Here is a 26,086-nt window from a genome sequence, read left to right on the forward strand (position 1 = left end):
TCGCCCCGAACGAAGCGCTTTTGTCCGCATCTCCCCTTCATCAACCGACTCGATGCCCAACCGGGAGGTCGACGAGGAAAAGCGGGCGACGCTCAGGCGCTTTGCGGCGCTCGGAGCGGCCTCGCCGCTCGCCGGGCTGGCATCCGGCACCGCGGCCGCGGACTCGGAGACCACGAGCGACGCCCGCGACGCCATCGTCGGCTTCGTCGCCTCCGCGCCCGGCGCCCACTTCTCGAAGATCCGCGACGACCTCCAGCTGGGAACGGGCGAGACCCAACACCACCTCCGGAATCTGGTCGAAGAGGGGGTCCTCGACTCCCGCCGCGACGGCGACTACAAGCGCTTCTTCCCCGCCGGTCGCTTCTCGGCGTTCGAACAGACCGCGCTCGGGTACCTCCGGCGGCGGACCCCCCGCGGGATGCTCATCGAACTCCTCCGGAACCCGGACGCCACGGGCGCGGACCTGGCGGCCCACCTCGACGTCTCGCGGGCGACCGTGAGTGGCTACGCCCGCGAACTCGACGAGGCCGGATTGCTCTCCCGGGAGGACGGCTACGCCGTCGAGCGCCCGGAGACGCTGCTCGTGCTCGTCGTCAGGTACGCCGACTCGTTCGGCGCCGACGCGGTCGCGCTGGCGGGCGAGACCGACTCGCTCGTGCGGTACGACCCCTGACGTCGGCGCCGCTCACCGTGTCACCTTCCAGGTCGTCCCCGAGGAGTAGCCCCACTTCTCGATCGTCAGGCCGACGTCGCTGTCGAGGATCGCCCGCATATTCGCGCCGACCTCCTTCGCGGAGAGCTCTAGGTCCTCGGCGATCAGGCGCGATTTGAAGTAGGTCCGCTCGTCCACGTTCGCTCGCAGGTATCCGAGGATCCGATCCTGCTTTTCGTTGAGGTTCGCGGCCGGGCTCGCGGCGGCTGTCGCGCTCATACCCACCAGTACACCCGCTCGGCCTATGAGGGGTTTGGTACGGTCGCTTAACCCCGCGCTGTGATGCGGTTTCGACGGATCGGTCGCCCGTTTCGTTCCGCCTTCGGGCGCCCGTCGGTACGGTCGCCTAACACGGATTCGGAGCCGATCCGAGGCAGAAAGTTCATACCCGCTGCACGGCCAGAAGCCACCAATGGACGGTCCCCGCGACGGCTCCGGACGCGACTCAGCTCCGCGGCCTCACGCCACAGAGAGCGGCGTGCGCGCCGACGGAGGCGATGCCGCGGACGGCGATGTCGCGGCCGATCGCGGCGGGCCGGAAGCGGTCTCGGTGAGCGTCGTCCTGCCGGCGTACAACGAGGCCGACACGATCGAGGCCACGGTCGAGACGACCCTGCGGACGCTCGCGTCGTTCCTGGCGCCGGGGTCGTTCGAGGTCATCGTCGCCGAAGACGGCTGTGCGGACCGCACGCCCGAGATCGCCGACCGCCTCGCCGCCGAGGACGACCGCGTCCGCCACTTCCACAGCGACGAGCGACTGGGGCGCGGCGGCGCGCTCGAACGCGCCTTCGAGGCGGCCGACGGCGACGTGTTGGTGTACTTCGACACCGACCTCGCGACCGATATGCGCCACCTCGAAGAGCTGATCGAGCGCGTCCGCTCGGACGAGGCCGACGTCGCGACCGGCTCGCGCTGGATCCCCGGCAACGTCGCCGACCGGCCGCCGAAGCGCGGGGTCCCGAGTCGGGTGTACAACGGCCTCGTGCGGACGCTGCTCCGGTCGGACCTCCGCGACCACCAGTGCGGCTTCAAGGCCTTCAGCCGGGAGGCGTTCGACGACCTCAAGACCGAGGTCGAAGACGACCACTGGTTCTGGGACACCGAGATGCTCGTCCGCGCCCAGCGCCGCGGGTTCGCGGTCGCGGAGTTCCCCGTCGAGTGGACGCCGAAGGGCGACACGAAGGTCGACCTCGTCCGCGACGTCTTCGGGATGGGCAGCCAGATCGTCCGCACGTTCTGGCAGCTGTCGGTCCGCCCGCGGCTCTCCCGCCGCGTCGGCATCGTCGCGGGCGCGGTCTTGGCCCTCGTCGCGCTGGTGTTGATGACGCAGTACATCGACTTCGAGACCGTGCTCACCGAGGTGGGCGACGCCGACCTCGCGCTCGTCGGCGCCGCTGCGGTGATCTACGTCCTCTCGTGGCCGCTCCGGGGCTACCGCTACCGCGACATCCTCGCGGAGTTGGGCTACCACGAGCGGGTGGGGTTCCTGACCGGCGCGGTGTTCATCAGCCAGACCGGGAACCTCGTGTTCCCGGCGCGGGCGGGCGACCTCATCCGGGCGTACGTGGTGAAGGCGCGCCGCGGGATCCCGTACCCCTCGGGGTTCGCGTCGCTGGCGGCCGAACGCGTCTTCGACCTGCTGACGATCACCTCGATGGCGGGCGTCGTCCTCATCGGCTACACCGCGACCGGCCAGACCGCGGAGCTCGCCCGGACGATCACGGGCGCGGAGGGCGCCGGCCGCGTCGCCGTCATCGTCGCGCTCGGCGTCGGTCTCGTCGCGCTGGCGGCCGTCGTCGGGATCGCGCTCTCGGCGCGGAGCGACCGCGACTTCGTCCGCGCGCTCGTCTACCGGGTGAGCACGGACTCCTACGCGGACTTCGTCGCGGGCGTGGTCGGCCGGTTCGTCGACGACCTCCAGACCGTCGCGGGGACGCGCCGCGGCTTCTCGCGGGTCGGCGCGGCGAGCGTGGCCGTCTGGACGCTCGACGTCGTGACCGCGCTCCTCGTGCTCGCGGCGTTTCAGCCGGAGCTCCCGCTCGTCGAGCTCGTCGCGGTGAGCTTCTTCGCGGTCAGCGTCGGCAACCTCGCGAAGGTGCTGCCCCTCTCGCCCGGCGGCGTCGGGCTCTACGAGGGCGCCTTCACCCTCCTCGTCGTCGGACTGACGCCGCTGTCGGCCGAGCTGGCGCTCGGGGCGGCCGTGCTCGATCACGCGGTGAAGAACCTCGTCACCGTGATCGGCGGCTACGCCTCGATGCTCGGGCTCAACGTCTCGCTGACGACCGCGGTCGAAGAGACCCGCGAGGTCCGCGAGCACGGCGAGGAGGCGCCCGAACTCGATTAGGTTAGTACAGGTCGCTCAGGAACGGGCTCGCGGCCGCGGTGACGGCCGACGCCAGCGCGTCGGTCCGGGTCATCGCGCCGCCGGTGAACGCGCCCGCGGCGCCCTGCTTCCTCGCGACGTCGGACTCGCCGAGGACGTCGTCCATCACCGGTCCCAGTTCCTCGCCCGCGCGGACGCGCTCGGCGATCGAGTCCGGGAGCGGGAGACTCGGACCCGCACCGATGCCCCGCCGGTCGCCGTCGTCGATGACGGCCCTCATCACGAGGAACGCGGGCTCGCCGTCTCCCTCTTCTACGCCGGCCACGCCGCCTTCGATCCCCACGCCGAGGTCGTAGCCGCCGGCGTCGAGGACCGCCGCGGCTCGGTTCTCCGCACCCCGGCGGGTCTCCTCGCGGCCCGTCGGCTGCTCGGAGACGCCGGAGGGGACCGGCTCCGCCTCGACGGTCGCGTCCGGGAAGACCCGGGCCGTCGCGTCGCGCTTCACGGGGTTCCCGCTGCCGACTCCGATTCGCATACCGACGGGTGGTGCGGCGTGGAGTATACGCGTGTCGCTTTCGCAGTCCGGCGGGCTGCTGGCCTCCCTTTGCTCGCCCTCAGCCGTCGCCGTGGAGCACCGTCGCGAGCCGCTCGATGCCGTCGACGAGGGCGGGGCTCGGCTGATTCAGGAGGTCGTCGTCGAACACGTGGACCGGCGCGTCGACGTCCCAGCCGCGCTCAGCGAGGACGTCAGGGTCGACCCGATCGCCGTGGCCGCAGTGGTGGACGACGACGTGGTCGGGATCGGCGCCCGCGACCCGCGCTCTCGTCACTTCTTGTGACCGTTCTCCCGGCTCGCAGAAGGGGTAGCGGCCGCCCGCGGCCGCGACCGCGTCGGGGACCCAATTGCCGGCGGCCATCGGCGGGTCGCCCCACTCTTCACAGTAGACCACGGGCCAGGCGTCGCTCCCGCGTTCGGGGACGCGGCTCCGGACGGCGTCGATCCGGTCGCGCAGTTCCGTCGCGAGCGCGCTCCCCGCCTCGGGCCGGCCGACCGCCCGCCCGAGCGCCTCGACGGAGTCGACCACCGCCGCGAGCGTGTCGGGCTCGACGTGGCAGACGTCGTAGCCGCGGTCCTGGAGTTCGTCGCGGACCTCGCGCTGGAGCCCGTCGGCGGTGCAGACGACGTCGGGATCGAGATCGGCCAGCCGGTCGTAGTCGGGGTTCAGCCACCCCCCGACGACCGGGCGGTCGAGGTCGCAGTGGGCGGTCACGCCGACGACCGCCTCGTCGGCGCCCATCGCCGTCAGGGACGCCGTCGTGCTGGGCGCGAGCGAGACGATGCGCTCGGGTGCGCCGACGGCATCCGTGTGCGCCTCTCTTCGGCCGGCCGCTTCGGACGGCACCATATCCGTTCGAGCGGGGCCGACGCGCAAGTGCGTTGCGGACGGCCGCGGGGCCGGGAGCCCGCTCCGGTCCCGGTGGTATATAAATTATCATGGTCGTTTTTCTGGGATGCCTCGGGAGGGGCTGTGCGCGCCGTTCGGGCAGACGATTCCGAACGCTTTTTATAATCTCCGTCGGTGGAGTTGGTACGGACCGCTCCGGGCCTTCGTACTGATCCCTGGCACGGGGCATTCGTCGCGACACCGATGAGCGAGCAGAGTACCTACACTCGCGTGAACGCGAGAACGAGAGACGAATCGCGAACGAACGAGGGACGAGACGGCAGCTCGGCCGGCCAGCGCTGGGTCCGTCCCGACGAGGAAGAAGAGGTCGAAGAGGAATCCGAAGACGAAGAGCTCACCTGCCCGGAGTGCGGCGGCAACGTCGTCGCCGACGACGAACACGGCGAGACCGTCTGTGACGACTGCGGCCTCGTGATCACCGAGGACTCGGTCGACCGCGGCCCCGAGTGGCGCGCCTTCGACGCCAAGGAGAAAGACCAGAAGTCCCGCGTCGGCGCGCCGACGACGAACACGATGCACGACAAGGGGCTGTCGACCAACATCGACTGGCGCGACAAGGACGCCTACGGCAACTCCCTGTCGTCGAATCAGCGCCAGAAGATGCAGCGGCTCCGCAAGTGGAACGAGCGGTTCCGCACCCGCGACTCGAAGGAGCGAAACCTCAAGCAGGCGCTCGGCGAGATCGACCGGATGGCCTCGGCACTGGGTCTCCCCGAGAACGTTCGGGAGACCGCGTCGGTCATCTACCGCCGCGCGCTCGACGAGGACCTGCTGCCCGGCCGCTCCATCGAGGGCGTCGCCACCTCGTGTGTCTATGCCGCGGCCCGGATGGCGGGCGTTCCCCGCTCGCTCGACGAAATCGCGGAGGTCTCCCGCGTCCCCAAGAGCGAGGTCGCCCGGACCTACCGCTACATCGCCCGGGAACTCTCCTTAGAGGTCAAGCCCGCCGACCCCGAGCAGTACGTCCCGCGGTTCGCCTCCGAACTGGGCCTCTCCGACGAGGCGAAGCTCCGCGCGCGCCAGCTCCTGAAGAACGCCAAGGAGAAGGGCGTCCACTCCGGCAAGTCGCCGGTCGGCCTCGCCGCCGCCGCCGTCTACGCCGCGGCCCTGCTGACGAACGAGAAGACGACCCAGGCCGCCGTCAGCGACGTCGCCGACATCTCCGAGGTCACGATCCGCAACCGCTACCACGAGCTTCTGGAAGCCGAAGAGAGCATCGGCCTGGCCTGATCGACGGCCGCGAGTTCGCAGCGCCGCCGACGTACCCGACTTCGGATCCGGACCGGATCCGGACGTTCACTTTTAAGACCTCCCACCTCGTCGCCCACTGATATGACGCACACGCGACGCCGTGCCCTGATCGCGACGCTCGTCGCCGTCCTCGGCGCCAGCGTCGGCGTCGCGGGCGCCGGCCACCTCTACCTCCGGCAGTGGCGCCGCGCCGCCGCCTGGTTCTCGGTCGTCGTGGGCGCGACGATCGTGCTGCTCTCGGTGTTCGTCGACCCGGCGACGCTCAGCCTCTCGGATCCCGCGGCCGTCGCGAACGTCGAGCCGGCCTCGCTGCCGACGGCGGTCACCGCGCCGGTGTTCGCGCTCCTGCTGTTGAACGCGCTCGATGCCTACCGCCTCGCCGCCCGCGGCCCGCAGACCGCGGACGCGCCGCAGTGTCCCGCCTGCGGCGGCGAACTCGACCCCGAACTCGACTTCTGTCCGTGGTGTACGACGCGGCTCGAATGGGAAGCGGAGTAGTTACTTCTCGATGATGCTCTCTTCGACGGCCTCGCCGAAGTGTCGCGCGGTCTGCTCGTAGTAGAGCCGCACCTCGTCGCCCGCTTCCAGGTCGGTGACTGCCTTCCGCCCCTCGCGGGTGTGGACCTTGATCGTCTCGGCGTTCTGCAGGAGGGTCTCGACGCGGTCGCCGTCGACCTCGGCCTCGATCCGGAACATCGGGCGCTTTTCGATCTTCACGCGGCCGACGACGGCCTCGCGGGTCTTCCCCTCGCTGTCGACGACCTGGACCTCGTCGCCGCTCTTCAGCTCGGAGAGGTACTTCGTGCCGCCGTCGGGTGTCCGGACGTAGGCGTGGACCGCGCCGGCGTTGACGCGGAACGGCCGCGAGGCGACGTAGGGCGACTCGGCGGTCTCGGCGTGGACGAAGAACAGCCCGCGGCTCATGCTGCCGACGAGCATCCCTTCGTCGTGTTCCATCAGGTTCCCGGTGTCCACACAGACCCGGTCGGCCATCCCGGTGCGCTCGACGGCGGTCACCTCGGCCCACTGGAGGTCGAGCGTCTCGCGCTCGGCCTCGTCGCGGATCTCGACGGTCTTTCTGATCTCGTCGGGATCGTCCGAGTCCAAGAGCACCCCGTCGGCGCCGAGTTCGAGCGTCTCGAAGGCGGTCTTTGCCTCCTCGGCGGTCGTCACGCCCGCGATGAGGTCGGTCTCCTCGCCGATGCGCGCGATCAGATTTTCGAGGGGGATGATCGTCCAGTCCTCGCCGACGACGATGGTGTACTCCGCGTCCTGGGCGGCCTCCTCGGCGAAGGCCTCGTAGTCCTCCGAGAAGATCCGGACGTAGGCGCCCTGCGCGCGGTCGTCCTCGCGGCGGAGCGTCGTGAGGTCCGCCGACCCGGCGAAGTCCGGCGGCAGGTCCGCCGTGCCGTCGCCCTCGCCCTTCTTGCCCACGATGTAGGCGTCGGCCTCGCCCTCGGCGTCGACGTCGTCGATGGGGGTCTCGTCGGCGTCTGTGTCCTCCTCGACATCGTCGATCAGCGCGGTGCCCGAGTCGGTGCGGAACGCCGCCACCGAGACGTCGCCGAGCGAGCGGACGCGGTCGACGTCGGCCTCGTCGACGAGCACCCAGTCCACGCCGGCTTCGAGGCCGGCCGTGATCCGTCGCTTGCGTGTCTCCCAGTCGCCGACGGTGTCGTCGGCCTTGAGCCAGACGCTGCGTGTCATTACCGGCCCAACTCGGCCGGCGCGCTTGAACGTGGCGACTCTGCGGAGGCTTGCCGCGGCGTCAGTCGCGGAACGCCCCGTCGACAGCCGAGACCGGTCGCGGTTCGGCCGGCTCGCCCTCGGGCTCCCGGAGCCGGCGGTGGTACCAGACGACGTCGTGCCAGCCGTCCAGCTTGAACCCCGCGGCCGGGAAGCGGCCGACGCGCTCGAAGCCGCGGCGCTCGTGGAACGCCTCGCTCTCGGGGTTCGGCATCCCCAGCGCGGCGTAGGCCGCGCAGTAGCCCTGTCGCCGGAGCGTGTCGAGCAGGCGGTCGTAGAGCCGCGTCCCGATCCCGGAGCGGTGGGCCTCGCGGTCGACGTAGACCGACGTCTCGACGGCCCACCGGTAGGCCGGGCGCTCGCGGAGCTGGCTGCCGTAGGCGTAGCCGACGATCCTCGACTCGGCCTCGCTGTCGCCCGTCCCGTCGCGCGGGTCGTTTTCGTCATCTTCCGCGTCACTCTCTGCGTCGTCATCGTCGACGGCGACGTACCACGGATACTCGTCGGCGTCGCGCTTCTCGCGGATCTTCGCTCGCACCTCTGCGACCGCAGGCACCTCGGTCCGGAACGTCGCCGGCGAGTCGCGGACGTAGGGCGCGTAGATCCGCCGGACCGCGGCCGCGTCGTCGGGGGTCGCGGGGCGGAGGCGAACGTGCCCATCAGCGTCGTCGCGCATACTGTTCCGAGGGCGGCCGAGCGTAACCGCTCTTGCGGTTCGCGATTCTCGCCTCCCGCGCTTCCCGATCGCTCACCGACCGCGGGACGTCAGAGCGCGTACAGCGACGGGAGGAGCGAGAGTCCGACCAGCAGTTCGAGGAGGTTGTTCAGCGCGTGGAACAGCCAGGCGCCGACGAGGTTGTCGAAGCGGAGGCGGAGCCACGTGAGCAGCGATCCGAGGAGCGCGGCGTTGAGGACGCCGGCGATTCCGGCGGTGAAGACGTGGACGACGGCGAACACCGTGAGCGACGCGGCCCCGACGACGAGCGGTCGGTATCCCCGCTCGATCCCGACGCCGACGAGGAGGCCGCGGTACAGCAGTTCCTCCGCGACGGGCGCGACCACGACCGCGCCGAAGCCCACGGCGAGCGCTCCCGCGGCTGTGGTCACCGTCGCCGGCGCGTACCGCGCGACGCCGAGCGCGTCCGCAAGCATCGTCGTCGCGGGCCACCCGACGAAGACGCCGAGGGCGGTCGCCACCGCTCCGGCGGCGATCTCGCGGCGGGACGGCGTCCGGAAGAGCGCGGCCGCCGCGAACGGCGCCGAGTCCAACGCGACGAACAGGCCGCCGACGACCGCGAGGTTCGCGACGCCGTACACGAGCGTCGGGAAGTGCGGCGGAAACCCCGGATCGGCGCCGCCGGCCGCGACGTAGCCCGCCGTGATGACGAGCGCCGTCAGCGCGATCGGCGCCACCGCGGCGAGCGCCCACGCGGAGCCGACGGTCTCGAAGGCGCCGGCCGTCCGTCGGAGTCGATCCCCCGGAATCCGTAGCGAGGCGAGGGTCGGAGGGCTCATTCGGGCGTGGCTGTATCTACGATGGTCCCTGAATCTATCGGTTGGCTATCACGTCCATATTGACTCCGGACCGCGCGGGCGCCGGCGGTCCCGGAGAGTGAGCGTTTTACCGCTCGGTCGTCTTTGCTCTGCTATGACCGATCCGGCCGACATCTCCGTGACGCTCGTCGACGGCTACGTCGACGAGCCGGCGCACTTCGGCGTGCCGCCGTACATCTCCACGTATCCGCGCTATGCGGCCGGGGCGCTCGTCGACGCCGGCGTCCGCCGGGAGCGCGTCACCTACCACACGATCGACGAGCTCCGCGAGGACCGGGGCAAGTGGGCCGACGTCGCCGACGCCGACCTCTTCGTCTACATCGGGGGGATGACCGTCCCCGGAAAGTACGTCGGGGGGACGCCCGCCGAGCCCGACGAAGTCCGGGAACTGGCCTGGACCGCCGAGGGCGTCTCGGTGATGGGCGGGCCGATCCGCTTCGGCGTCGGCGAGGAGAACGCCGGCGCCCAGGAGATGGAGCGCCAGGACCTCGACTACGACTTCCTCGCGATGGCCGATGTCGAGGCCGCGCTCTACGACCTCGTCCGAAACGACTTGGAGGGCTTCGAGAACCGCTACCGCGACACCGACGAACTGGACCGCTGGGCCGAGAAGGGCGCGTTCGTCGTCGAACAGCACCCCAATCACCCGGACTACCTGATCTGCGAACTGGAGACCTCCAGAGGGTGTGCCTACCGCTGTTCGTTCTGCACCGAGCCGATGTACGGCGACCCCTCGTTCCGCCAGCCCGAGTCGGTCGTCGGCGAGGTGGGGAACCTCTACGACCGCGGCGTCCGGCACTTCCGGCTCGGCCGCCAGGCCGACATCCTCGCGTACGGCGGCGACGGCGAGGCGCCCAATCCCGAGGCGTTGCGGGAGCTGTACGGCGGCATCCGGGAGGTCGCGCCCGACCTCGGGACGCTCCACCTCGACAATATGAACCCGATCACGGTGGTGAAGTGGCCCGAGAAGGCGCGGGAGGGCATCCGGATCATCGCCGAGCACAACACCCCCGGCGACACCGCCGCCTTCGGCTTGGAATCGGCCGATCCCGTCGTCCAAGAGAAGAACCACCTGAACGTCACCGCCGACGAGTGCTTCCGGGCGATCGAGATCGTCAACGAGGAGGCCGGCTGGCGTCCCGGCGACGACCCCGACGACGCGCCCACCCACGGCGACGGCGCCGCGAACCGCCTGCCCAAACTGCTGCCCGGCATCAATCTCCTGCACGGGCTGAAGGGCGAGCGCGCGGAGACCTTCGAGCACAACAAGCAGTTCCTGGAGCGCGTCTACGACGCGGGCCTGATGGTCCGCCGGATCAACATCCGGCAGGTGATGGCCTTCGAGGGGACCGAGATGGCCGACGAGGGCGCCGACATCGCCCGCGAACACAAGAAACGCTTCAAGCAGTACAAGCGCGAGGTCCGCGAGGAGATCGACCGGCCGATGCTGCGCCGCCTCGCGCCCGTGGGTACCGTCCTCCCCGACGTCCACCTCGAATACCACCAGGACGGCCGGACGTTCGGCCGGCAGCTGGGGACGTATCCGCTCTTGGTCGGGGTTCCGGGCGAGCGCGAATTAGGACAGACGATCGACGCCGCGGTCGTCGACCACGGCTATCGGTCGGTGACGGCCGTTCCCTACCCGCTGGATCCGAACGCGGCCTCGATGGACGAACTCACGGCGATTCCGGGGATCGGCGACAGCACGGCGGGCGACATCGTGGTCAATCGGCCCTACGAGTCGGCCGCAGAGGTTCCGTCCCCCGAAATCGACTTCGCGACGTTCACCGGCGGCTATCCGGTCGATCGACGGGCGGACTGACGAGTCGGCGTCGTCCGCGCCGTATCTCGCCGAAGCCCTACCCGCGGTTCGTCTCGACCGCGGTCCCCCGAGATCGCTCCGCGTGTTCGACCCCGGCCGACGGGTCGTCGACGGTGCCGTTCTCGGTCCGGACGAGCGTGTCGAGCCGCCGCTCGAACTCCTCGTCGGAGATCTCTCCCGCGGCGTACCGCTGCTTGAGCGCCTCCACGGCGTCGTTTCCGGCGGATCTCGTTTTCGTTTCCCGGCCGGATGGCGGCGCGAGGAGCGACGCCGCAGCGACGGCCGGGAGGGTCAGCGCGAGGATTCCGAACAGCGCGATGAGGGCGTTGTACACGAGCCCCGTTTTTACGCCCGAGATGATTGCCACCGCGGCGTAGGCACAGAGGGGAGCGGCGACGCCGGCGACCGCGGCGACCCGACGCCGCCACCGACGGCTGTCGGGCGTGTATCTGGCGAGCGTGCTCGACGGCGTTGCGTCGCGTGGAGGGCGCATATTCGGTGCAGTGTCGACACTCGCACAAAACTGTTTTCCGGCCGAGAGCGGCGTTCGCGACGCACGAGGCCGGACGCAGTGGCGCCGTTACAGTTCCTCTTCGATCACTTCGCCGACCGCGAAGTTCGACTTCACTTCCGTGACCTCGATCTTCACGCGGTCGCCGACTTCGGTGTCGGGGACGATGATGACGTAGCCGCGCTCGACGCGGGCGATGCCGTCGCCCTGCTTGCCGATGTCCTCGATCTCGACGTAGCGCAGTTCGCCGGGCTCGACGGGGGGCTGGGGCTCCGACGAGGGGCGCTCGGTCTCTGTCGTCTCCGGCGTGGACTCGGTCGAGCGAGAGATGAGAGCGACGCGGTAGGTCTCGCCGGGATCGATCGACCCGGTCTCGACCTCGCGCTTCGGTACTTCGACCACGTATCGGTCCTCTTCGGCGCGAACGTCCGCGTTGAACAGACACAGGAGCTTATCTGAGATTTCCACCGTATAGACCTCCGGTCGTACATTCCCGTGAATCGTTAAAGTAGTACCGCCCGTCACACCGGCCCCGCAGGTCGGTTTTCGGCCGCGTGGCTCAGCCGCCGCCGAAGTCGCCGAAGGTCGTCTGGAGCCCGGCCGCCATCGTCGACTTCCGCCGGAGGGTGCCCAGCGAGATCGGCAGGTGCTCTCCGACGCCACGGACCGCCCCGCCGAAGGTCTCTGCGGTCCCGTACTCCTCGCCGAAGGCGTCGCGGACGGCCTCCCGCACCTGCCAGACGCCGACCGGGCCCCAGTAGTCCTCGGAGACGTGCCGGAGGACGAGCGCCTTGGCCTGTCGCCCCCGATCGTCGAGGTGTTCGAGGACGCCCAGGCGGGCGGCGTGGTACGCGCCCGCGGTCTCCTCGACGTAGCCCGTCCGCCCCTCGCGGCCCTCGCTGTCGGCGGCGAGGTACATCCCCGCCTCGGGGTCGGGGTTCCAGACGCTGCCGGGCGCCTTCATCTCGACGAGCTCGTACTCCCACTTGCCGGGCGCGAGGATCACCCAGAAGGCGTTGCCGAGGAACTCGTTGCGGTGGACCTCCACGCTCCCGATCTCGGGGTTCGTCCGGATCCGGCCACGGAGGTACTGGCCGACGGTGTCGTCGACGGCGGTGATCGACCACCGCGTGGGGACGAGTCGGCGCTGTTGGGTCTGGCCGAGCGCGCCCGCCGAGAGGATCGTGTTGATGTCGTAGACGTCGAAGCCGCGCCGGTAGAGGTAGGTCATCGCGCCCTGGGCGTTCCAGTCGTCGTCCTCCAGGGTCTTCTCGACGAGTCGCGGCACGTGGGGGTTCTCCGCCAGCTCCGCGGACTGGGCTCGCGCGCGCGGCCCCACGGGCGTCGCGACGTCCTCGACGCCGACGTCGAGGTCGACGTCGGGCTTCTCGTCGAGACCGATCTCGACGGTCACGGGGCGGTCCGCGATCGCGACCTCGCGCTGTGTCCCCAGAAATCCGTTCCAGGAGTCGGCGACGTTCGTCACCTCCTGGGCGCGGTTGGAGTTCAAAAGCGAGGTCCGCCGCGCGAAGACGTCCGAGATGGAGACGCCCTCGTCGTACCACGCCCCCGAGGTCTCGAAGCGCTCGGCGTCGTCGTCGTGGCCGACCGGCGAGAGCAGCCCCGTCGACACCTTCGGATAATTGGAGGTGCCGACGAAGATCGACGGCGAGACGCCGCCGTACAGCGAGTCGCCCTGGACGGTCTCCTCGAAGCGGTCCTGGAAGGTCTCGAGGTGGTCGAGGATGTCGTAGGACTTCTCCTCGGCGAGCCGTCGACGCTCCGCCCGCTCGTTGCGCTCGATGTCGACGTACTCCTCCAGGTCCATTACCTGACCGTGAGCCGGCGACGAATATGAAGCTTCGGCGTGGCGATCGCTCGCGAGCGTCGGTGCCGGGGTCGCTTTCCCGACCGTGAACCGAAAGGTATCTTGCACAGAATATGAATTACTAAGCAAGATGGACGACGCACGCGACCTCACGCAGGGCATCCGCGAACATCTCGGGCAGTTCTCGCTGCACGTCCTGCTCGTGTTCGCGACGGGGCTGACGATCGGATCCGAGCGCGCGGTCGTGCCCGTTCTCGGCCGCGACGCACTCGGCGTCGAGTCGCTGTTCGTGATCGGTTCGTTCGTGGTCTCCTTCGGGTTCGTGAAGTCCGTGCTCAATCTCTACGCCGGCAAGTGGGGCGAGGAATACGGCCGCAAGCCCGTGCTCGTGGCCGGCTGGCTGACCGCGCTGCCGCTTCCGGCGATCCTGATCTACGCGCCGAACTGGGCGTGGATCACCGTCGGCAACGTCCTCCTGGGGATCAATCAGGCGCTGACCTGGAGTATGGCCATCAACGCCAAGATCGACCTCGCGGGCCCCGACCAGCGCGGCCTCGCCGTGGGGATCGACGAGGCGTTCGGGTACACCGGCGTCGCCGTCGGCGCCTGGGTCACCGGCGTGATCGCCGCGCAGGCGGGTCTCCGGCCGGCGCCGTTCTACTTCCTCGCGGCGGTCGTCGTGGTCGCGCTCCTCGTCTCGGTCGTCCTGATTCGGGAGACCGTCCAGTACGCCCGAGCCGAGGGCGACGACGACCACCACGACGCGAACCTCCCGTTCCTCGCGGTCCTGAAGCGCGCCACCTACGGCGACCGGACGCTGTTCGCGGCGGCGCAGGCCGGTCACGTCGAGAACTTCGTCGACACGCTGTTCTGGATCGCCGTCCCGCTGTACCTCACGAGCCGCGGGCTCGGCCTCGACGCCGTCGGCGTCGTCGTCGGCGTCCACAGCGCGATGTACTTCCTCCAGATCGGAACGGGCGGCCTGGCCGACCGCATCGGGCGCCGCTGGCCCGTCATCGTCGGGATGTTCGTCGCCGGCGCGGGCGTGCTCGGGATGCCGCTCGTCGAGGGCTACCTCCCGTGGGCGCTCCTCGCGGGCCTTTCGGGCCTCGGAATGGCGCTCCTGTATCCGAACCTGATGACGGTCCCGGGCGACGCCGCGCACCCGACGTGGCGCTCGGCCGGGATGGGCGTCTACCGGATGTGGCGCGATTCCGGGTACGGCGTCGGCGCGATCCTGATCGGGCTCTCGATGGAGTTCCTGTACGTCGAGGCCGCGTTCTACCTGACGGCGGGACTGATGTTCCTCTCGGGCGCGGTCGTCCTCCTGTGGATGGAAGAGACCCACCCGGAGTTCGGGACCCACGAGCCGCCGGCTCCCGCACCGGAGTCGGGTTCGCCGACGAGCGACTGAGATTCTTCTCCTGTGGCCGTCGGCTCGTAGGTGGAAAAACCGCGACAGAACGGGCGCCTAACTGTGGATGCCCATCGCTTCGATCTGCTCTTGGTACCGATTTCGGATCGTGACCTCGGTGACCTGAGCGACGTCGGCGACCTCGCGCTGGGTCTTCTTCTCGTTACACAACAGCGAGGCCGCGTAGATGGCCGCGGCGGCGAAGCCCGTCGGCGACTTCCCCGACAGCAGGCCCTTCTCGGAGGTCGTCTCGATGATCTCGTTGGCCTTCGACTGGACCTCCTTCGAGAGGTCGAGCTCCGAGCAGAATCTGGGCACGTACTTCTTCGGGTCGACCGGCTTCATCTCCAGGCCGAGCTCCTGGGAGATGTAGCGGTAGGTCCGGCCGATCTCCTTGCGCTCGACGCGGGAGACCTCGGAGATCTCTTCCAGGGAGCGGGGAATACCCTCCTTGCGGCAGGCGGCATACAGCGCGGAGGTGGCGACGCCCTCGATCGAGCGACCCCGGATCAGGTCCTCGTTGAGGGCGCGTCGGTAGATCACCGAGGCGACCTCCCGTACCGATCGCGGCACGCCCAGGGCGGAGGCCATCCGGTCGATCTCGGAGAGCGCGAACTGGAGATTGCGCTCGCCCGCGTCCTTCGTGCGAATGCGCTCCTGCCACTTCCGCAGGCGGTGCATCTGCGAGCGCTTCCGCGAGGAGATCGAGCGGCCGTAGGCGTCTTTGTCCTTCCAGTCGATCGTCGTCGTCAGCCCCTTGTCGTGCATCGTCTGGGTCGTCGGCGCGCCGACGCGGGACTTTTCCTGCCGCTCGGAGTGATTGAACGCCCGCCACTCCGGCCCGGGGTCGATCTGCTCTTCCTCGACGACGATCCCCGTGGGCTCGTGGATCAACTCGCCGTCGCCCGTCCGGACGAGGTCTTCCTCGTCCATGTCCTCGATGTCGATGTCGTCTTCCGCTTCGTCCGCCTCGTCTTCACGTTCGCCCTGCCATCGCGTCCTGTCTGCGTCCTGTTCCCGCTGGCGGGTGGGCCGTGTCATCGCATTTTTATATTCGCTATCTCGATACAGTTAAACCCTCGGCTGATTCGGACCGAACGCTTCTTTCATCCCTGCCGAGTTCGTCCGGTATGCCGAGCGTCAATCTCGATCCCGACGTCGCCCGCGAGCGGCTGGAAGCCGCCGGCGTCGAGGTCGAACCGGGCAACACCGACCACGAGCGGTGGCGCGCCGAGCGCGGCGACGCCAACGCTGTCGCCTACGACGACACGGTCGTCGTGCAGGGGTCGCGGCCGACAGATCTCCTCGCCGTGCTCCGCGAGGATCGGGGCGGCCGCGCGCACGTGTACTTCGACGGCGCCAGCCGGGGGAATCCCGGTCCGGCGGCGGTCGGCTGGGTGCTCGTCACGAGCGACGGTATCGTCGCCGAGGGGGGCGAGCGGATCGGCGAGACGACGAACAACCGCGCCGAATACGAGGCCCTGGAGCGCGCGCTCGAAGCCGCGCGGGAGTACGGTTTCGACGAGATCGACGTCCGCGGCGACGCCCAGCTGATCGTCCGGCAGGTCAGGGGCGAGTACGACACCAACAACCCCGAACTGCGGGAGCGGCGGGTCCGCGTGCGCGAACTGCTGGAGACCTTCGACCGGTGGTCGATCGAGCACGTACCGAGAGCGGTAAACGACCGCGCCGACTCACTAGCGAACGAGGCGCTCGACGATGGCTGAACGAAGCGACGGCGACACCGGACGGCACAGCGCGGACGGCGAGCGGAGCGAGGGCGACGGCGACGCCGAGGTCCCCGACGACGTCGTCGAAGAGGCCGAGCGACTGACGCGGCTCGCCGACGAGGCCGCCGTGGAGGACGCCGCGGAGGCCTACCGCGACCGCCGGGACGATCTGGTGGCCGACCACGACTTTACGGCGCGCGTCCGCGACGAGGACGACACTCTCGTCCTCTACCCCGAGGAGTGGGTCGAGGACGGAACGGTGCAGTTCGACCGGATCGACGACACCGACCGCGCGGTCGAGGTGTCGCTGTCGGGGCCCGACCACGGGGCCGAGTGGGACGCCATCGAAGAGCGGAACGAGGCCATCGTCGACGCGATCGAGGCGGCACACGGCCCCGACCACGCCGCCAACGTCCGCGCGTTCGCGGACTTTATGGGCAATCACTATCTGAAAGCGGTGGACGACGCGACCCGCGACGAGCGCGAGGAGTTCCTCACGGAGTACTACCCACGCAACGCGTGGCCGTCGAAAAAACAGGAATCCATCGTCGCCGAGAGCGTCCGTCTCGCGACCGAGACCGACCTCGACGACGTGCCCGGAGCCTGAGTTCGATTACCGGTACGACTCGACGAGTTCGACGAGTTCGTCCGCGCGTTCGTCGTCGGCGACGAACTTCGCGAACATCCAGTCGAACTGATCGACGAGCGCGTCGTGGCCCTCCTCGGTGAGTTCGTACTGGTTCGTCCGCTTGTCGAGTTCGCTCTTTTCGACCAGCCCCATCTCGACGAGGTCGTCGAGGTTGGGGTAGAGCCGCCCGTGGTTCACCTCGGTCCCGTAGTAGGTCTCGAGCTGCCGTTTGATGGCCAGGCCGTACATCGGTTCCTCGGCCAGGATCACGAGGATGTTCTGCTGGAACGCCGTGAGGTCGCGCACCACACTTTCGGTGTCAGTAACTGCTTGTGCCTCTGACATACTACCAGAAATGCCGTCGGGATATTTAACACTTCTTAACTCACCATTTAGCCGCCACTAATCCACCTCCTGTACCCCTCAAACCGCCCGATATCGGGCGATATGTCGAATTCGAACAACCGCCTTGGTCGGACTCCCGTCCACCAGCAAGATTCTCTGAGTATTCCCCAGAGAATAATTAATGTCGCCGTATGTCGCTCAACGGCCGTGAGAGGCCGTCACAAGGCGCTCGCCCGGCGGCGATGCGAAAGGACTTTTTGTTCGTTCGGTGACGCAGTAGGTATGACGAACCTCTGGGAAGACCTCGAAACGGGACCGGACGCGCCGGACGTCGTGTACGCCGTCGTCGAGTGCCTGAAGGGAGAGCGGAACAAGTACGAGTACGACAAGGACGTCCCCGGCGTCGTCCTCGACCGCGTGCTCCACTCGAACGTCCACTACCCCTCGGACTACGGCTTCCTCCCGCAGACGTACTACGACGACGAGGACCCCTTCGACATCCTCGTCCTCGTCGAGGACCAAACGTTCCCCGGCTGCGTCATCGAGGCCCGCCCCGTCGCCCTTATGCGGATGGACGACGACGGCGAACAGGACGACAAGGTCATCGCCGTCCCCGACGAGGACCCCCGCTACGACGAGGTCCAGGACGTCGAGGACCTCTCGGATCAGCAGAAGGCCGAGATCTCCGAATTCTTCGAGACGTACAAGAACCTCGAGGAGGGCAAAGAGACCGAGACCCTGGGCTGGGAGGACGCCGCGGCGGCCAAGGACGCCATCGAGCACTCGATGGACCTCTACGAAGAGCACTTCGGGTAGTCTGGCCCGACATCGACTCGGACTCCGAGTCCGACACCGATTTCGACCCCCGTTCTTTCGCTACTCGTCGACGCCGAGCCATAACTGCTGAGAATACCGCCCGATCACCGCGATGTGTTATGCGTATGGGTAATCTTTTGGGTGCGTGCGCACAAGATACGGACGTGATGTCAGCCGAAACCACGCGCCTCGGCGTCGCGCACCCGACGGTCGTCCCCGGCAACCATCCGGGCGCCGGCGACGCGGACGAGGCTCCGGCCGACGAGGACACAGAGCGCGCCGCCGACCAGTCGTCCTGACGCCCCGGTTCAGAGTACTCACTACGAGTCGATCCGCGACAGCGCGAGTTCCTTCGCCGTGTCCCCGTCGCTCGGCTCCGACTCGCGGAGCTCGATTTCTGCGACCCACTTGATCTGCTCCCAGCAGTCCGTGCCGGACTCGGTGGGGACGAGCCGCGCCGGTCCGCCGTGTTCGACCGGCAGCGCCTCGCCGTCGAGTTCGGTCGCGAGCACGGCCGTCGCGAGCCTCTCGATCGGGAAGGAACACGCGTACTCACCGTCCATCGCCCGGACGAGCGCGTGGCTCGCCGCCGACGTCGGACCGGCTCGATCGATGAGGGTTCCGACGCGGACGCCCCGCCAGGTGAGGTTGGCCGCGGTCCAGCCCTCCACGCACGCGAAGTCCTCCTCGAACGTCTCGGCCGGCAGCGCCGCCACGTCCGCCCTGTCGAGGTCGAGCGGGCGGTCGACCGCCCCGGTGACTCGGAGCGTCCACCCCTCGGGATCGACCTCCTCGGGCACCTCGTGTGATTCGAGTCCCGTCATGCGCACCCGTCGGTTCCCCGCGGCCAAAACCGTTGCCGCGAACGGGTTCGGGACGGCCCGGTGGCGGCCGGCGGACGGGCCGAGGGGAACCGCTTTTACTTGCGCCGGGACTACGAGGAGTGATGGCTACCTGCGACGAGTGCGGGAAGCACGAGAATATGCCGTACCAGTGCCGCCGGTGCGGGGACACGTTCTGTGCTGAACACCGCCTCCCGGAGAACCACGACTGTCCGGGCCTCAACGACTGGAACGACCCCTCCGGCGTCTTCGACAGCGGCTTCGACGACTCCGTCCAGAACCGCGGCGGTCGGTCCTCGTCTGCGGGGCTCAGAGAGCGGCTGTTCGGCACCGGCGGCCCGCTCGGGTACTTCCGCGGGAATATGAGCTACGTCTTCCTCGGCGCGATGTGGATCACCTTCGCGCTCCAGTACTTCGTCTTCCCCTTCCTCCTGGGCGCGGGACCGCGGAGCGCGCTCTGGCAGGCTACGTTCGTCCTCTCGCCGGGCCACGTCGAGTACGTCTGGACGTGGCTCACCTCGATCTTCGCCCACGGCGGCTTCACCCACATCGCGTTCAACAGCATCGCGCTGTACTTCTTCGGCCCCGTCGTCGAGCAGTACCTCGACACCAGGCGCTTCACGGCGCTCTTCTTCGGCGCGGGGATCGTCGCCGGACTCGCCCAGGTGTTTTCGACGCTCCTCACCGTCGGCCCGTTCGGCGCGGGCGTCGTCGGCGCCTCGGGCGCGATTATGGGCGTGCTCGGCGTGCTCACGGTGCTGAATCCGAACCTCAAGGTGTACCTCTACTTTATCATCCCGATGCCGCTGTGGGTGCTCACCTTCGGCTTCGCGGCGTTCAGCATCGTCGCGGGCTTCGGCGCCGCCAGCGGCGTCGGCGTCGTCGGCGGCAACGTCGCCCACCTCGCTCACCTCGGGGGGCTGATCGTCGGCCTCGCGTACGGCGCCCGCGTGAAGGGCCGCGTCGGCGTCCCGAACTCCCTCCAGTTCGGTGGCGGCGGCGGTCCCGGTGGCCCGGGTGGCCCCGGCGGTCCGGGCGGCCCCGGACGGCGACCCTGAGATGGAGCCCGTCCGACCCGAGTTCGTCCCCGATCCCGACGCGAGCCGCGCGGAGATGGAGGCGCTCCAGCGCGAGGTCGCCGCGGCCGCCGTCTGGGAGGACGACTTCGACTTCGCCGCCGAACGGGTCTCCGCGCGCGGCGACAGCACGCTCGCCGAGGCCGCAGACGACTCGACGGAGCGCCCGCTCGTCGCCGGCGTCGACCAGGCGTTCCTGGAGGACCGCGCCGTGAGCGTCGTGGTCGTCCGCCGCGGCGACGAGGTGGTCGAACGCGCCCACGCGGTGACGGACCTCGAAATCCCGTACATTCCGGGCCTGCTCTCCTTCCGCGAGGGCGGACCGATCCTCGCCGCGTTCGCCGAACTGGACGCCGACCCCGACCTCGTCGTCTTCGACGGCAGCGGTCGCATCCACTTCCGACAGGCGGGCTTGGCGACGCACCTCGGCGCGACGCTCGACGTTCCGAGCGTCGGCGTCGCGAAGGGCCTGCTCTGTGGCGCGCCCGACGACGACCTCGACGAGCGGCCGGAGGGCTGGCGGACGCCGATCCGCGCGGACGACTCGGTGGAGAACGCCGCGGACGGCACCGTCATCGGCCACGCGCTCCAGTCGCGGCAGTACGACACCCGGCCGGTCGTCAATCCGATCTACGTCAGCCCCGGCCACCGCGTCGCGGTCGGGACCGCCGCCGACCTGGTGGAGCGGCTCTGTGACGGCTACAAGCTCCCGGAGCCGACGCGGCTGGCGGACGCCTACGCCGACGACGTGAAGGCCGAGTACGCGTAGGGCGGTACGGCGATCGTTTGAGTCTCCACAAGGGCCTTTCCGTCCTGCCGCGTGTGTCCGCGTATGCGACGCGCCAGTGCCGTTGCGGCGACCCTCGCGCTCCTGTTGCTCACCGCCGGCTGTCTGGGCGGCGCGCCGTCGTCCGGCACCGACTCGGCCACGCCGACCGACGCCGCGCCGTCGGGAAGCCCGACGCCGACGCCCGATCCGACGCCGGGCGCGACGCCCACCGACGAGTGGACCTCGACCGAGCGGGCCTCGGAGATCCCCGACGCCGACAAGGCCGTCCACGTCGAGAACAGGTGGAACCGCTCGGTCGAACTCCGGATCCGCGTCGTCCGCGAGGCCACGAACGAGACCGTCTACGACGAGACGGCGACGTTCGAGCCGGGGGCCGACCGGGACGTCTACAACGTCAGGGAAGCGAACCCCGACGGCATCGAGTCCTTCAGGGTGACCGCGACCGGGCTGAACGCGACGGGGAGCGTCACGATCGAGACGAGCGCCTGCTACACCGGCGCCTACGTCGAGGTAACAGACGAGGGCGAACTCTACCCCTTCCACGGCATCTGCTGATCGGCGGCGACAGCGACTCGAAAACACTTATTCGTGCGCTCGCACTCCCAACGCGTATGAGCGAAATCGTTGTCAGCCTCCCCGACGGGTCCGAACTCTCCGTCGCGGAGGACGCGACCGTCGAGGACGTCGCCTACGAGATCGGCCCCGGGCTGGGGCGGGACACGGTCGCGGGCGTCGTCGACGGCGAACTCGTCGACAAGGCCGACCCCGTCCACGACGGCGCGGAGGTCGTCATCGTGACGGACCAGAGCGACGAGTACCTCCGCGTGCTCCGCCACTCCGCGGCGCACGTCTTCGCCCAGGCGCTCCAGCGCCTCTACCCCGAGGCCAAGCTCGCGATCGGGCCGCCGACCGACGAGGGCTTCTACTACGACGTTACCAACGTCGATCTCGACGCCGACGACCTCGCGGAGATCGAAGACGAGATGGAGGCGATCATCGACGAGGACCTCCCGATCGAGCGGGAGCTCCGCGACCGCGAGGCGGCCTTCTCGACGTACGCCGACAACCCCTACAAGCGCGACATCTTGGAGACCGAGGCCAAAGACGAGGACCCCGTCTCCTTCTACGTCCAGGGCGACTTCGAGGACCTCTGTCAGGGCCCGCACGTCGACTCGACCGGCGAGATCGGCGCCGTGACGCTGCTCAACATCTCCTCGGCGTACTGGCGCGGCGACGAGGACAACGACACGCTGACCCGCGTCTACGGGACGGCCTTCGAGTCCGAATCCGACCTTGAATCGTACCTCGAACGCCGCGAGGAGGCCAAAGAGCGCGACCACCGCAAGCTCGGCCAGGAGCTCGACCTCTTTTCGATCCCGGACATCACGGGCCCCGGGCTCCCGCTCTATCACCCGAACGGCAAGCGGATCCTCGACGAGCTCTCCGAGTACGCCCGCAGTCTGAACCTCGACGCCGGCTACGACCCCGTCGAGACGCCGCACCTGTTCCGGACGGAGCTGTGGAAGGAGTCGGGCCACTACGACAACTACGTCGACGACATGTTCCTGCTCGACGTCAACGACGAGGAGTACGGATTGAAGCCGATGAACTGTCCGGGCCACGCGACCATCTTCGATCAGAAGTCGTGGTCGTATCGGGACCTCCCCGTGCGGTACTTCGAGGACGGGAAGGTGTACCGGAAGGAACAGCGCGGCGAGCTCTCGGGGCTCTCGCGGGTGTGGTCGTTCACCATCGACGACGGCCACCTGTTCTGCCGGCCCGAGCAGATCGAGGCGGAGGTCAATCAGGTGATGGACCACATCTACGAGGTGCTGGAGACCTTCGACCTCGACGCCCACGTCGCGCTCGCGACGCGCCCGGAGAAGTCCGTCGGCGGCGACGAGATCTGGGAGCAGGCCGAGTCCCAGCTCCGGTCCGTACTGGAGAATCAGAACATCGACTACGACCTCGAACCCGGCGACGGCGCCTTCTACGGCCCGAAGATCGACTTCGCCTTCGAGGACGCCCTGGGCCGGAAGTGGGACGGCCCGACGGTCCAACTGGACTTCAACATGCCCGAGCGCTTCGAGCTCTCCTACACGGGCGAGGACAACGCCGAGCACCGGCCGGTGATGATCCACCGCGCGCTGTACGGCTCCTACGAGCGCTTCTTCATGGTCCTCATCGAGCACTTCGACGGGAAGTTCCCGCTCTGGCTCGCGCCCGAGCAGGTCCGGATCCTCCCGATCAGCGACGATCAGTTGGGCTACGCCCACAGGGTCAAAAACGAACTCGGCGACTTCCGCGTGGAGGTCGAGGACCGCTCGTGGACGCTCGGCCGGAAGATCCGCGAGGCCCAGGAGGACCGCGTCCCGTATATGATCATCGTCGGCGACGACGAACAGGAGGCGGGGACCATCTCGGTCCGCGACCGGAAGGAACGCGAGCGGGGCGACGTCGACGTCGAGACGTTCCGCGCGCACCTCGAAGACGAGTACGCGGAAAAGCGCGTCGAGCCCGACTTCATCGGGGAGTGACGATAGGCATTTGACGGTCAGTCGGCGTCGTGGCCGAACTCGGCGACGACGCTCGCGCTCCGGCACTGGTACTGCAGCCCGAAGATCCGATTGACACCGCAGCCGAGCGATCGCGGGAGCCGCCGCACGAGTCGGTGACGGAGGCTGTCCGGGTGGAAGCCGACCCGGCCCATCCGGCCGCCGAGGCGGTGGTGGATCGTCCGGTGTTGGACCAGCGCGAACCCGGCGAAGATGCCGAGGAAGCCGAGGACGGTCGTCCCGCTCACCGCCTGCCCGAGGAGCGCCCAGCCGCCGAGGGCGGCGACGACGGGCTGGAAGTAGCCGACGAGGTTGGTCTCGCTCGGGCCGATCCGCGCGTGGAGCGCGAAGTAGAGCAGGAAGCCGATCACGCCGGAGGCGACCGTCAGGTACGCGAGCGCCGCGAGCGCGGTCGGCGTCCAGGCCACGTCGGCGGGCGACTCGCCGGTCGCGACCGATCCCGCCAGGAGCGCGAGCGAGCCGACGAGCATCGCCCATCCCTGCATCGACACGTCCGCGAGCGTCGTTCGGAGCGGCGTCGACAGCACCGATCCGAGCGCGAAGCTCGCGGCCGCGACCAGCAGGAGGCCGATGCCGAGCACGTCGGCCCCGAGCAGATTCGCGGGGTCGAGATCGGCGACGATGGCGACGCCGACGAGTCCGAGGAGGAAGCCGCCGGCCGTGACCGCGTCCAGCGAGTCGTCGAGGACGAGCGCCGCGAAGACGGCGGTCAGGACCGGCGAGAGGCTGACGATCACGGCGGCGACAGAGCCCGGCACCGCGGTCTGGCCGAGGTACAGGAGGGCGTGGTACGCCGCGACGAGGAACCCCCCGACGACGGCGACGTTCAGCCATTCGGTCCGGCCGCGGGGGCGGATCCGCTCCCGCGTGACCGCCGCGTAGCCGAGGACCAACACCCCGGCCAGCGCGTACCGCGCCCCCGCGAAGAACAGCGGCGGCACGGCTTCCAGTCCGGCTTCGATGGCGACGAACGACAGCCCCCAGATGGTCGCGAGCGCGCCAAAGAGGAGGGCATTCGGTGAGAGATATCGGGAACCACTGCGTCGAATCATAGAGATATCTCTTCTAAATGGCGTAGATATTTGAATTTTACTACAAAATAGGAGTGATAAATAGTTTCAAATTTCAAATATTGCCATTTTCTCGTGTGAATCGGTGTCTCGGCTGTCGCGGGCGCCGCGGCCTCCCGCGGGTAGCGTTCAAGTGCGTCGACCGTCTACGGGACGTAGACAGTGCAGGTGACAGACACCGAGGTCGCTCCGGCGGTGAACGCATGACCCGAGACAGCCGCGTCGTCGTTGCGAAGCGGGTCGACGGCGGCGACGACGCCGACCTGAGCGAGATCACAGAGCTCGCGCGCGCCGCGGGCTACGAGGTCGTCGGCACGCTCTCGCAGTCGCGCGACGAGGACGCCGCCTACCACTTCGGCGAGGGCAAGGTCGACGAGCTCGCGGCGCTGGTCGCCGAGACGAACGCCGAGGCCGTCATCGTCGACAACCGCCTGGGTCCGTACCAGACCTACAACATCGGCGGCAAGCTCCCCGAGGGCGTCGAGGTGATCGACCGCTTCACGCTCATCCTGGAGATCTTCGGCCAGCGCGCGAACACCCGCAAGGCCCAGCTGCAGGTCGAACTCGCGGAGCTCCGCTACGAGCTTCCGCGGGCGGAGGCCAAGACGTCGCTGGCCAAGCGCGACGAGCGCCCCGGGTTTATGGGGCTCGGCGAGTACGACGAGAGCCGCGAACAGGACATCAAGGCCCAGATCTCGCGGATCAAACAGGAGCTCGACGCCATCGCCGACAAGGAGGAGACCCGCCGCGAGCAGCGCCGGGAGTCGGGCTTCGACCTCGTGGCGCTGGCGGGCTACACCAACGCGGGCAAGTCGACGCTGATGCGCCGGCTGGCCGACGACCTCGACGTCGGCGAGAACGAGGGGCTCCACCCCGATCTCGATCCGACCGCCGAGTCCGAAAACCGCCTGTTCACCACGCTCGGGACGACGACGCGGCGCGCCGACACCGGGACGCGGGACGTCCTCCTGACCGACACGGTCGGCTTCATCTCGGACCTGCCGCACTGGCTCGTCGAATCCTTCGAGTCGACGCTCGATTCGGTCTATCGCGCCGATCTCGTCCTGCTCGTCGTCGACGCCTCCGAGTCGATCGAGGAGATGCGCGAGAAGCTCGTCACCTGCCACGACACCCTCTACGAGCGGAACGAAGCTCCGATCGTGACCGTCCTCAACAAGATCGACCGCGTCGACGACGATGAACTGCTGGAAAAGCGCGAGGCGCTGTCCGCGCTCGCGCCGAACCCCGTCGCCGTCTCGGGGCTCACCGGCGAGAACGTCGACGAACTCACAGACCGGATCGAGGCCGAACTCCCCGACTGGCGCGAGGAGCGGCTCCTTCTGCCGCTGTCGGACGACGCGATGAGCCTCGTCTCGTGGCTCTACGACCACGGGCACGTGCGGGAGGAGGAGTACACCGGCGAGGAGGTCCTCGTCGAGTTCTCGGCGCGGCCCGCCATCGTCGAACAGGCCCGCGCGAAGGCGGGCGAGATCAGGCGCGCCGACGCGCCGGACGCGGAGACCGAAGCCGCTCCCGTCGCGGACGGCGATGGCTCCGAGTCCGAGGCGAGCCTCGACGGCCGGTAG

28 protein-coding genes are annotated in these 26,086 nt (G+C 69.0%); 15 read left to right on the forward strand and 13 right to left on the reverse strand.

Annotated elements, in window-relative coordinates; all coding sequences use genetic code 11:
- The first annotated feature begins 52 nt into the window (after positions 1–52).
- On the forward strand, positions 53–673 hold the full coding sequence (locus OS889_RS05920) for a winged helix-turn-helix transcriptional regulator (RefSeq protein ID WP_372388159.1): 621 nt from the start codon (positions 53–55) through the stop codon (positions 671–673).
- A 12-nt stretch (positions 674–685) separates the two neighbouring features.
- On the opposite strand, the gene OS889_RS05925 is transcribed toward OS889_RS05920, so the two are convergent.
- The gene (locus tag OS889_RS05925; RefSeq protein ID WP_372388160.1) at positions 686–931 is read right to left on the reverse strand and encodes a DUF7123 family protein; all 246 of its coding nucleotides are present in this window, start codon (positions 929–931) and stop codon (positions 686–688) included.
- A 193-nt stretch (positions 932–1,124) separates the two neighbouring features.
- Between OS889_RS05925 and OS889_RS05930 the strand changes: the two genes are divergently transcribed.
- Positions 1,125–3,056 (forward strand): flippase-like domain-containing protein, encoded by a 1,932-nt coding sequence (locus tag OS889_RS05930; protein ID WP_372388162.1) that lies wholly within the window; start codon positions 1,125–1,127, stop codon positions 3,054–3,056.
- Position 3,057: 1 nt separating this feature from the next.
- On the opposite strand, the gene yjjX is transcribed toward OS889_RS05930, so the two are convergent.
- Both yjjX and OS889_RS05940 read right to left on the reverse strand, forming a co-directional pair.
- Entirely contained in the window at positions 3,058–3,570 is a 513-nt protein-coding gene (gene yjjX, locus OS889_RS05935; protein WP_372388164.1) for an inosine/xanthosine triphosphatase, read from the reverse strand.
- A gap of 79 nt (positions 3,571–3,649) precedes the next feature.
- Complete coding sequence (locus OS889_RS05940) at positions 3,650–4,441, reverse strand: helical backbone metal receptor (protein ID WP_372388166.1); 792 nt, start codon at positions 4,439–4,441, stop codon at positions 3,650–3,652.
- A 243-nt stretch (positions 4,442–4,684) separates the two neighbouring features.
- Here OS889_RS05940 and OS889_RS05945 point away from each other — a divergent pair, with 243 nt between their 5' ends.
- Both OS889_RS05945 and OS889_RS05950 read left to right on the forward strand, forming a co-directional pair.
- Positions 4,685–5,731: a transcription initiation factor IIB gene (locus tag OS889_RS05945; RefSeq protein ID WP_372388168.1), complete on the forward strand. Its 1,047-nt coding sequence runs from the start codon at positions 4,685–4,687 to the stop codon at positions 5,729–5,731.
- Positions 5,732–5,833: 102 nt separating this feature from the next.
- On the forward strand, positions 5,834–6,250 hold the full coding sequence (locus OS889_RS05950) for a DUF7575 domain-containing protein (RefSeq protein WP_372388170.1): 417 nt from the start codon (positions 5,834–5,836) through the stop codon (positions 6,248–6,250).
- Here the strand turns inward: OS889_RS05950 and OS889_RS05955 are convergent, their stop codons facing one another.
- The 3 genes from OS889_RS05955 to OS889_RS05965 form a co-directional block, all read right to left on the reverse strand.
- The gene (locus tag OS889_RS05955; protein WP_372388172.1) at positions 6,251–7,459 is read right to left on the reverse strand and encodes a 3-dehydroquinate synthase II; all 1,209 of its coding nucleotides are present in this window, start codon (positions 7,457–7,459) and stop codon (positions 6,251–6,253) included. It lies immediately after the preceding gene.
- A gap of 61 nt (positions 7,460–7,520) precedes the next feature.
- Positions 7,521–8,174 carry a GNAT family N-acetyltransferase gene (locus tag OS889_RS05960; protein ID WP_372388174.1) on the reverse strand — a complete coding sequence of 218 codons (654 nt, stop codon included), beginning with the start codon at positions 8,172–8,174 and terminating at the stop codon, positions 7,521–7,523.
- 89 nt (positions 8,175–8,263) lie between these two features.
- Positions 8,264–9,013, reverse strand: coding sequence for a CPBP family intramembrane glutamic endopeptidase (locus OS889_RS05965; protein WP_372388176.1), 750 nt, complete (start codon positions 9,011–9,013; stop codon positions 8,264–8,266).
- A 133-nt stretch (positions 9,014–9,146) separates the two neighbouring features.
- Between OS889_RS05965 and OS889_RS05970 the strand changes: the two genes are divergently transcribed.
- Complete coding sequence (locus OS889_RS05970) at positions 9,147–10,874, forward strand: radical SAM protein (RefSeq protein ID WP_372388178.1); 1,728 nt, start codon at positions 9,147–9,149, stop codon at positions 10,872–10,874.
- A 37-nt stretch (positions 10,875–10,911) separates the two neighbouring features.
- Here OS889_RS05970 and OS889_RS05975 read toward each other — a convergent pair whose 3' ends face one another.
- From OS889_RS05975 to nreA, 3 genes are all read right to left on the reverse strand, one after another.
- Positions 10,912–11,367, reverse strand: coding sequence for an SHOCT domain-containing protein (locus OS889_RS05975; RefSeq protein ID WP_372388180.1), 456 nt, complete (start codon positions 11,365–11,367; stop codon positions 10,912–10,914).
- Between the two features lie 87 nt (positions 11,368–11,454).
- On the reverse strand, positions 11,455–11,853 hold the full coding sequence (locus OS889_RS05980) for a TRAM domain-containing protein (RefSeq protein ID WP_372388181.1): 399 nt from the start codon (positions 11,851–11,853) through the stop codon (positions 11,455–11,457).
- A gap of 91 nt (positions 11,854–11,944) precedes the next feature.
- Positions 11,945–13,213, reverse strand: a complete 1,269-nt coding sequence (nreA, locus tag OS889_RS05985) for a DNA repair protein NreA (protein ID WP_372388183.1) — start codon at positions 13,211–13,213, stop codon at positions 11,945–11,947.
- 130 nt (positions 13,214–13,343) lie between these two features.
- Between nreA and OS889_RS05990 the strand changes: the two genes are divergently transcribed.
- Positions 13,344–14,627 (forward strand): MFS transporter, encoded by a 1,284-nt coding sequence (locus OS889_RS05990; RefSeq protein WP_372388185.1) that lies wholly within the window; start codon positions 13,344–13,346, stop codon positions 14,625–14,627.
- A gap of 57 nt (positions 14,628–14,684) precedes the next feature.
- Here OS889_RS05990 and OS889_RS05995 read toward each other — a convergent pair whose 3' ends face one another.
- On the reverse strand, positions 14,685–15,668 hold the full coding sequence (locus OS889_RS05995; RefSeq protein ID WP_372388186.1) for a transcription initiation factor IIB: 984 nt from the start codon (positions 15,666–15,668) through the stop codon (positions 14,685–14,687).
- Positions 15,669–15,757: 89 nt separating this feature from the next.
- Between OS889_RS05995 and rnhA the strand changes: the two genes are divergently transcribed.
- Positions 15,758–16,354: a ribonuclease HI gene (gene rnhA, locus OS889_RS06000; RefSeq protein WP_372388188.1), complete on the forward strand. Its 597-nt coding sequence runs from the start codon at positions 15,758–15,760 to the stop codon at positions 16,352–16,354.
- Positions 16,347–16,964, forward strand: coding sequence for a DUF7108 domain-containing protein (locus OS889_RS06005; RefSeq protein WP_372388190.1), 618 nt, complete (start codon positions 16,347–16,349; stop codon positions 16,962–16,964). Before rnhA ends, OS889_RS06005 begins: the two co-directional genes overlap by 8 nt.
- Before the next feature lie 6 nt (positions 16,965–16,970).
- Here OS889_RS06005 and OS889_RS06010 read toward each other — a convergent pair whose 3' ends face one another.
- Complete coding sequence (locus OS889_RS06010) at positions 16,971–17,330, reverse strand: PadR family transcriptional regulator (protein WP_372388191.1); 360 nt, start codon at positions 17,328–17,330, stop codon at positions 16,971–16,973.
- Positions 17,331–17,612: 282 nt separating this feature from the next.
- Between OS889_RS06010 and OS889_RS06015 the strand changes: the two genes are divergently transcribed.
- Positions 17,613–18,146 (forward strand): inorganic diphosphatase, encoded by a 534-nt coding sequence (locus OS889_RS06015; protein WP_372388194.1) that lies wholly within the window; start codon positions 17,613–17,615, stop codon positions 18,144–18,146.
- A gap of 167 nt (positions 18,147–18,313) precedes the next feature.
- Complete coding sequence (locus OS889_RS06020) at positions 18,314–18,445, forward strand: hypothetical protein (RefSeq protein WP_372388196.1); 132 nt, start codon at positions 18,314–18,316, stop codon at positions 18,443–18,445.
- A gap of 21 nt (positions 18,446–18,466) precedes the next feature.
- Here OS889_RS06020 and OS889_RS06025 read toward each other — a convergent pair whose 3' ends face one another.
- Positions 18,467–18,970, reverse strand: a complete 504-nt coding sequence (locus OS889_RS06025) for a molybdopterin-dependent oxidoreductase (protein WP_372388198.1) — start codon at positions 18,968–18,970, stop codon at positions 18,467–18,469.
- 122 nt (positions 18,971–19,092) lie between these two features.
- Here OS889_RS06025 and OS889_RS06030 point away from each other — a divergent pair, with 122 nt between their 5' ends.
- The 4 genes from OS889_RS06030 (at position 19,093) to thrS (ending at position 23,391) form a co-directional block, all read left to right on the forward strand.
- Positions 19,093–20,046, forward strand: a complete 954-nt coding sequence (locus tag OS889_RS06030; protein ID WP_372388200.1) for a rhomboid family intramembrane serine protease — start codon at positions 19,093–19,095, stop codon at positions 20,044–20,046.
- A gap of 1 nt (position 20,047) precedes the next feature.
- Entirely contained in the window at positions 20,048–20,833 is a 786-nt protein-coding gene (locus OS889_RS06035; protein ID WP_372388201.1) for an endonuclease V, read from the forward strand.
- Between the two features lie 63 nt (positions 20,834–20,896).
- Positions 20,897–21,409, forward strand: coding sequence for a hypothetical protein (locus OS889_RS06040; protein WP_372388203.1), 513 nt, complete (start codon positions 20,897–20,899; stop codon positions 21,407–21,409).
- A gap of 56 nt (positions 21,410–21,465) precedes the next feature.
- Complete coding sequence (gene thrS, locus OS889_RS06045; RefSeq protein ID WP_372388205.1) at positions 21,466–23,391, forward strand: threonine--tRNA ligase; 1,926 nt, start codon at positions 21,466–21,468, stop codon at positions 23,389–23,391.
- Positions 23,392–23,408: 17 nt separating this feature from the next.
- Here the strand turns inward: thrS and OS889_RS06050 are convergent, their stop codons facing one another.
- Positions 23,409–24,482, reverse strand: a complete 1,074-nt coding sequence (locus OS889_RS06050; protein WP_372388207.1) for a DMT family transporter — start codon at positions 24,480–24,482, stop codon at positions 23,409–23,411.
- A gap of 221 nt (positions 24,483–24,703) precedes the next feature.
- On the opposite strand from OS889_RS06050, the gene hflX reads away from it, so the two are divergent.
- The gene (hflX, locus tag OS889_RS06055) at positions 24,704–26,086 is read left to right on the forward strand and encodes a GTPase HflX (protein WP_372388209.1); all 1,383 of its coding nucleotides are present in this window, start codon (positions 24,704–24,706) and stop codon (positions 26,084–26,086) included.

The sequence above is a fragment of the Halobellus sp. MBLA0158 genome (genome assembly GCF_041477585.1).
GTDB lineage: Archaea > Halobacteriota > Halobacteria > Halobacteriales > Haloferacaceae > Haloquadratum > Haloquadratum rubicundus.

Coding starts and splice junctions, on each gene's coding strand:
- OS889_RS05920 (WP_372388159.1), top strand. CDS start 53: ATGCCCAACCGGGAGGTCGACGAGGAAAAGCGGGCGACGCTCAGGCGC.
- OS889_RS05925 (WP_372388160.1), bottom strand. CDS start 931: ATGAGCGCGACAGCCGCCGCGAGCCCGGCCGCGAACCTCAACGAAAAG.
- OS889_RS05930 (WP_372388162.1), top strand. CDS start 1,125: ATGGACGGTCCCCGCGACGGCTCCGGACGCGACTCAGCTCCGCGGCCT.
- yjjX (WP_372388164.1), bottom strand. CDS start 3,570: ATGCGAATCGGAGTCGGCAGCGGGAACCCCGTGAAGCGCGACGCGACG.
- OS889_RS05940 (WP_372388166.1), bottom strand. CDS start 4,441: ATGGTGCCGTCCGAAGCGGCCGGCCGAAGAGAGGCGCACACGGATGCC.
- OS889_RS05945 (WP_372388168.1), top strand. CDS start 4,685: ATGAGCGAGCAGAGTACCTACACTCGCGTGAACGCGAGAACGAGAGAC.
- OS889_RS05950 (WP_372388170.1), top strand. CDS start 5,834: ATGACGCACACGCGACGCCGTGCCCTGATCGCGACGCTCGTCGCCGTC.
- OS889_RS05955 (WP_372388172.1), bottom strand. CDS start 7,459: ATGACACGCAGCGTCTGGCTCAAGGCCGACGACACCGTCGGCGACTGG.
- OS889_RS05960 (WP_372388174.1), bottom strand. CDS start 8,174: ATGCGCGACGACGCTGATGGGCACGTTCGCCTCCGCCCCGCGACCCCC.
- OS889_RS05965 (WP_372388176.1), bottom strand. CDS start 9,013: ATGAGCCCTCCGACCCTCGCCTCGCTACGGATTCCGGGGGATCGACTC.
- OS889_RS05970 (WP_372388178.1), top strand. CDS start 9,147: ATGACCGATCCGGCCGACATCTCCGTGACGCTCGTCGACGGCTACGTC.
- OS889_RS05975 (WP_372388180.1), bottom strand. CDS start 11,367: ATGCGCCCTCCACGCGACGCAACGCCGTCGAGCACGCTCGCCAGATAC.
- nreA (WP_372388183.1), bottom strand. CDS start 13,213: ATGGACCTGGAGGAGTACGTCGACATCGAGCGCAACGAGCGGGCGGAG.
- OS889_RS05990 (WP_372388185.1), top strand. CDS start 13,344: ATGGACGACGCACGCGACCTCACGCAGGGCATCCGCGAACATCTCGGG.
- OS889_RS05995 (WP_372388186.1), bottom strand. CDS start 15,668: ATGACACGGCCCACCCGCCAGCGGGAACAGGACGCAGACAGGACGCGA.
- rnhA (WP_372388188.1), top strand. CDS start 15,758: ATGCCGAGCGTCAATCTCGATCCCGACGTCGCCCGCGAGCGGCTGGAA.
- OS889_RS06005 (WP_372388190.1), top strand. CDS start 16,347: ATGGCTGAACGAAGCGACGGCGACACCGGACGGCACAGCGCGGACGGC.
- OS889_RS06010 (WP_372388191.1), bottom strand. CDS start 17,330: ATGTCAGAGGCACAAGCAGTTACTGACACCGAAAGTGTGGTGCGCGAC.
- OS889_RS06015 (WP_372388194.1), top strand. CDS start 17,613: ATGACGAACCTCTGGGAAGACCTCGAAACGGGACCGGACGCGCCGGAC.
- OS889_RS06020 (WP_372388196.1), top strand. CDS start 18,314: ATGTCAGCCGAAACCACGCGCCTCGGCGTCGCGCACCCGACGGTCGTC.
- OS889_RS06025 (WP_372388198.1), bottom strand. CDS start 18,970: ATGACGGGACTCGAATCACACGAGGTGCCCGAGGAGGTCGATCCCGAG.
- OS889_RS06030 (WP_372388200.1), top strand. CDS start 19,093: ATGGCTACCTGCGACGAGTGCGGGAAGCACGAGAATATGCCGTACCAG.
- OS889_RS06035 (WP_372388201.1), top strand. CDS start 20,048: ATGGAGCCCGTCCGACCCGAGTTCGTCCCCGATCCCGACGCGAGCCGC.
- OS889_RS06040 (WP_372388203.1), top strand. CDS start 20,897: ATGCGACGCGCCAGTGCCGTTGCGGCGACCCTCGCGCTCCTGTTGCTC.
- thrS (WP_372388205.1), top strand. CDS start 21,466: ATGAGCGAAATCGTTGTCAGCCTCCCCGACGGGTCCGAACTCTCCGTC.
- OS889_RS06050 (WP_372388207.1), bottom strand. CDS start 24,482: ATGATTCGACGCAGTGGTTCCCGATATCTCTCACCGAATGCCCTCCTC.
- hflX (WP_372388209.1), top strand. CDS start 24,704: ATGACCCGAGACAGCCGCGTCGTCGTTGCGAAGCGGGTCGACGGCGGC.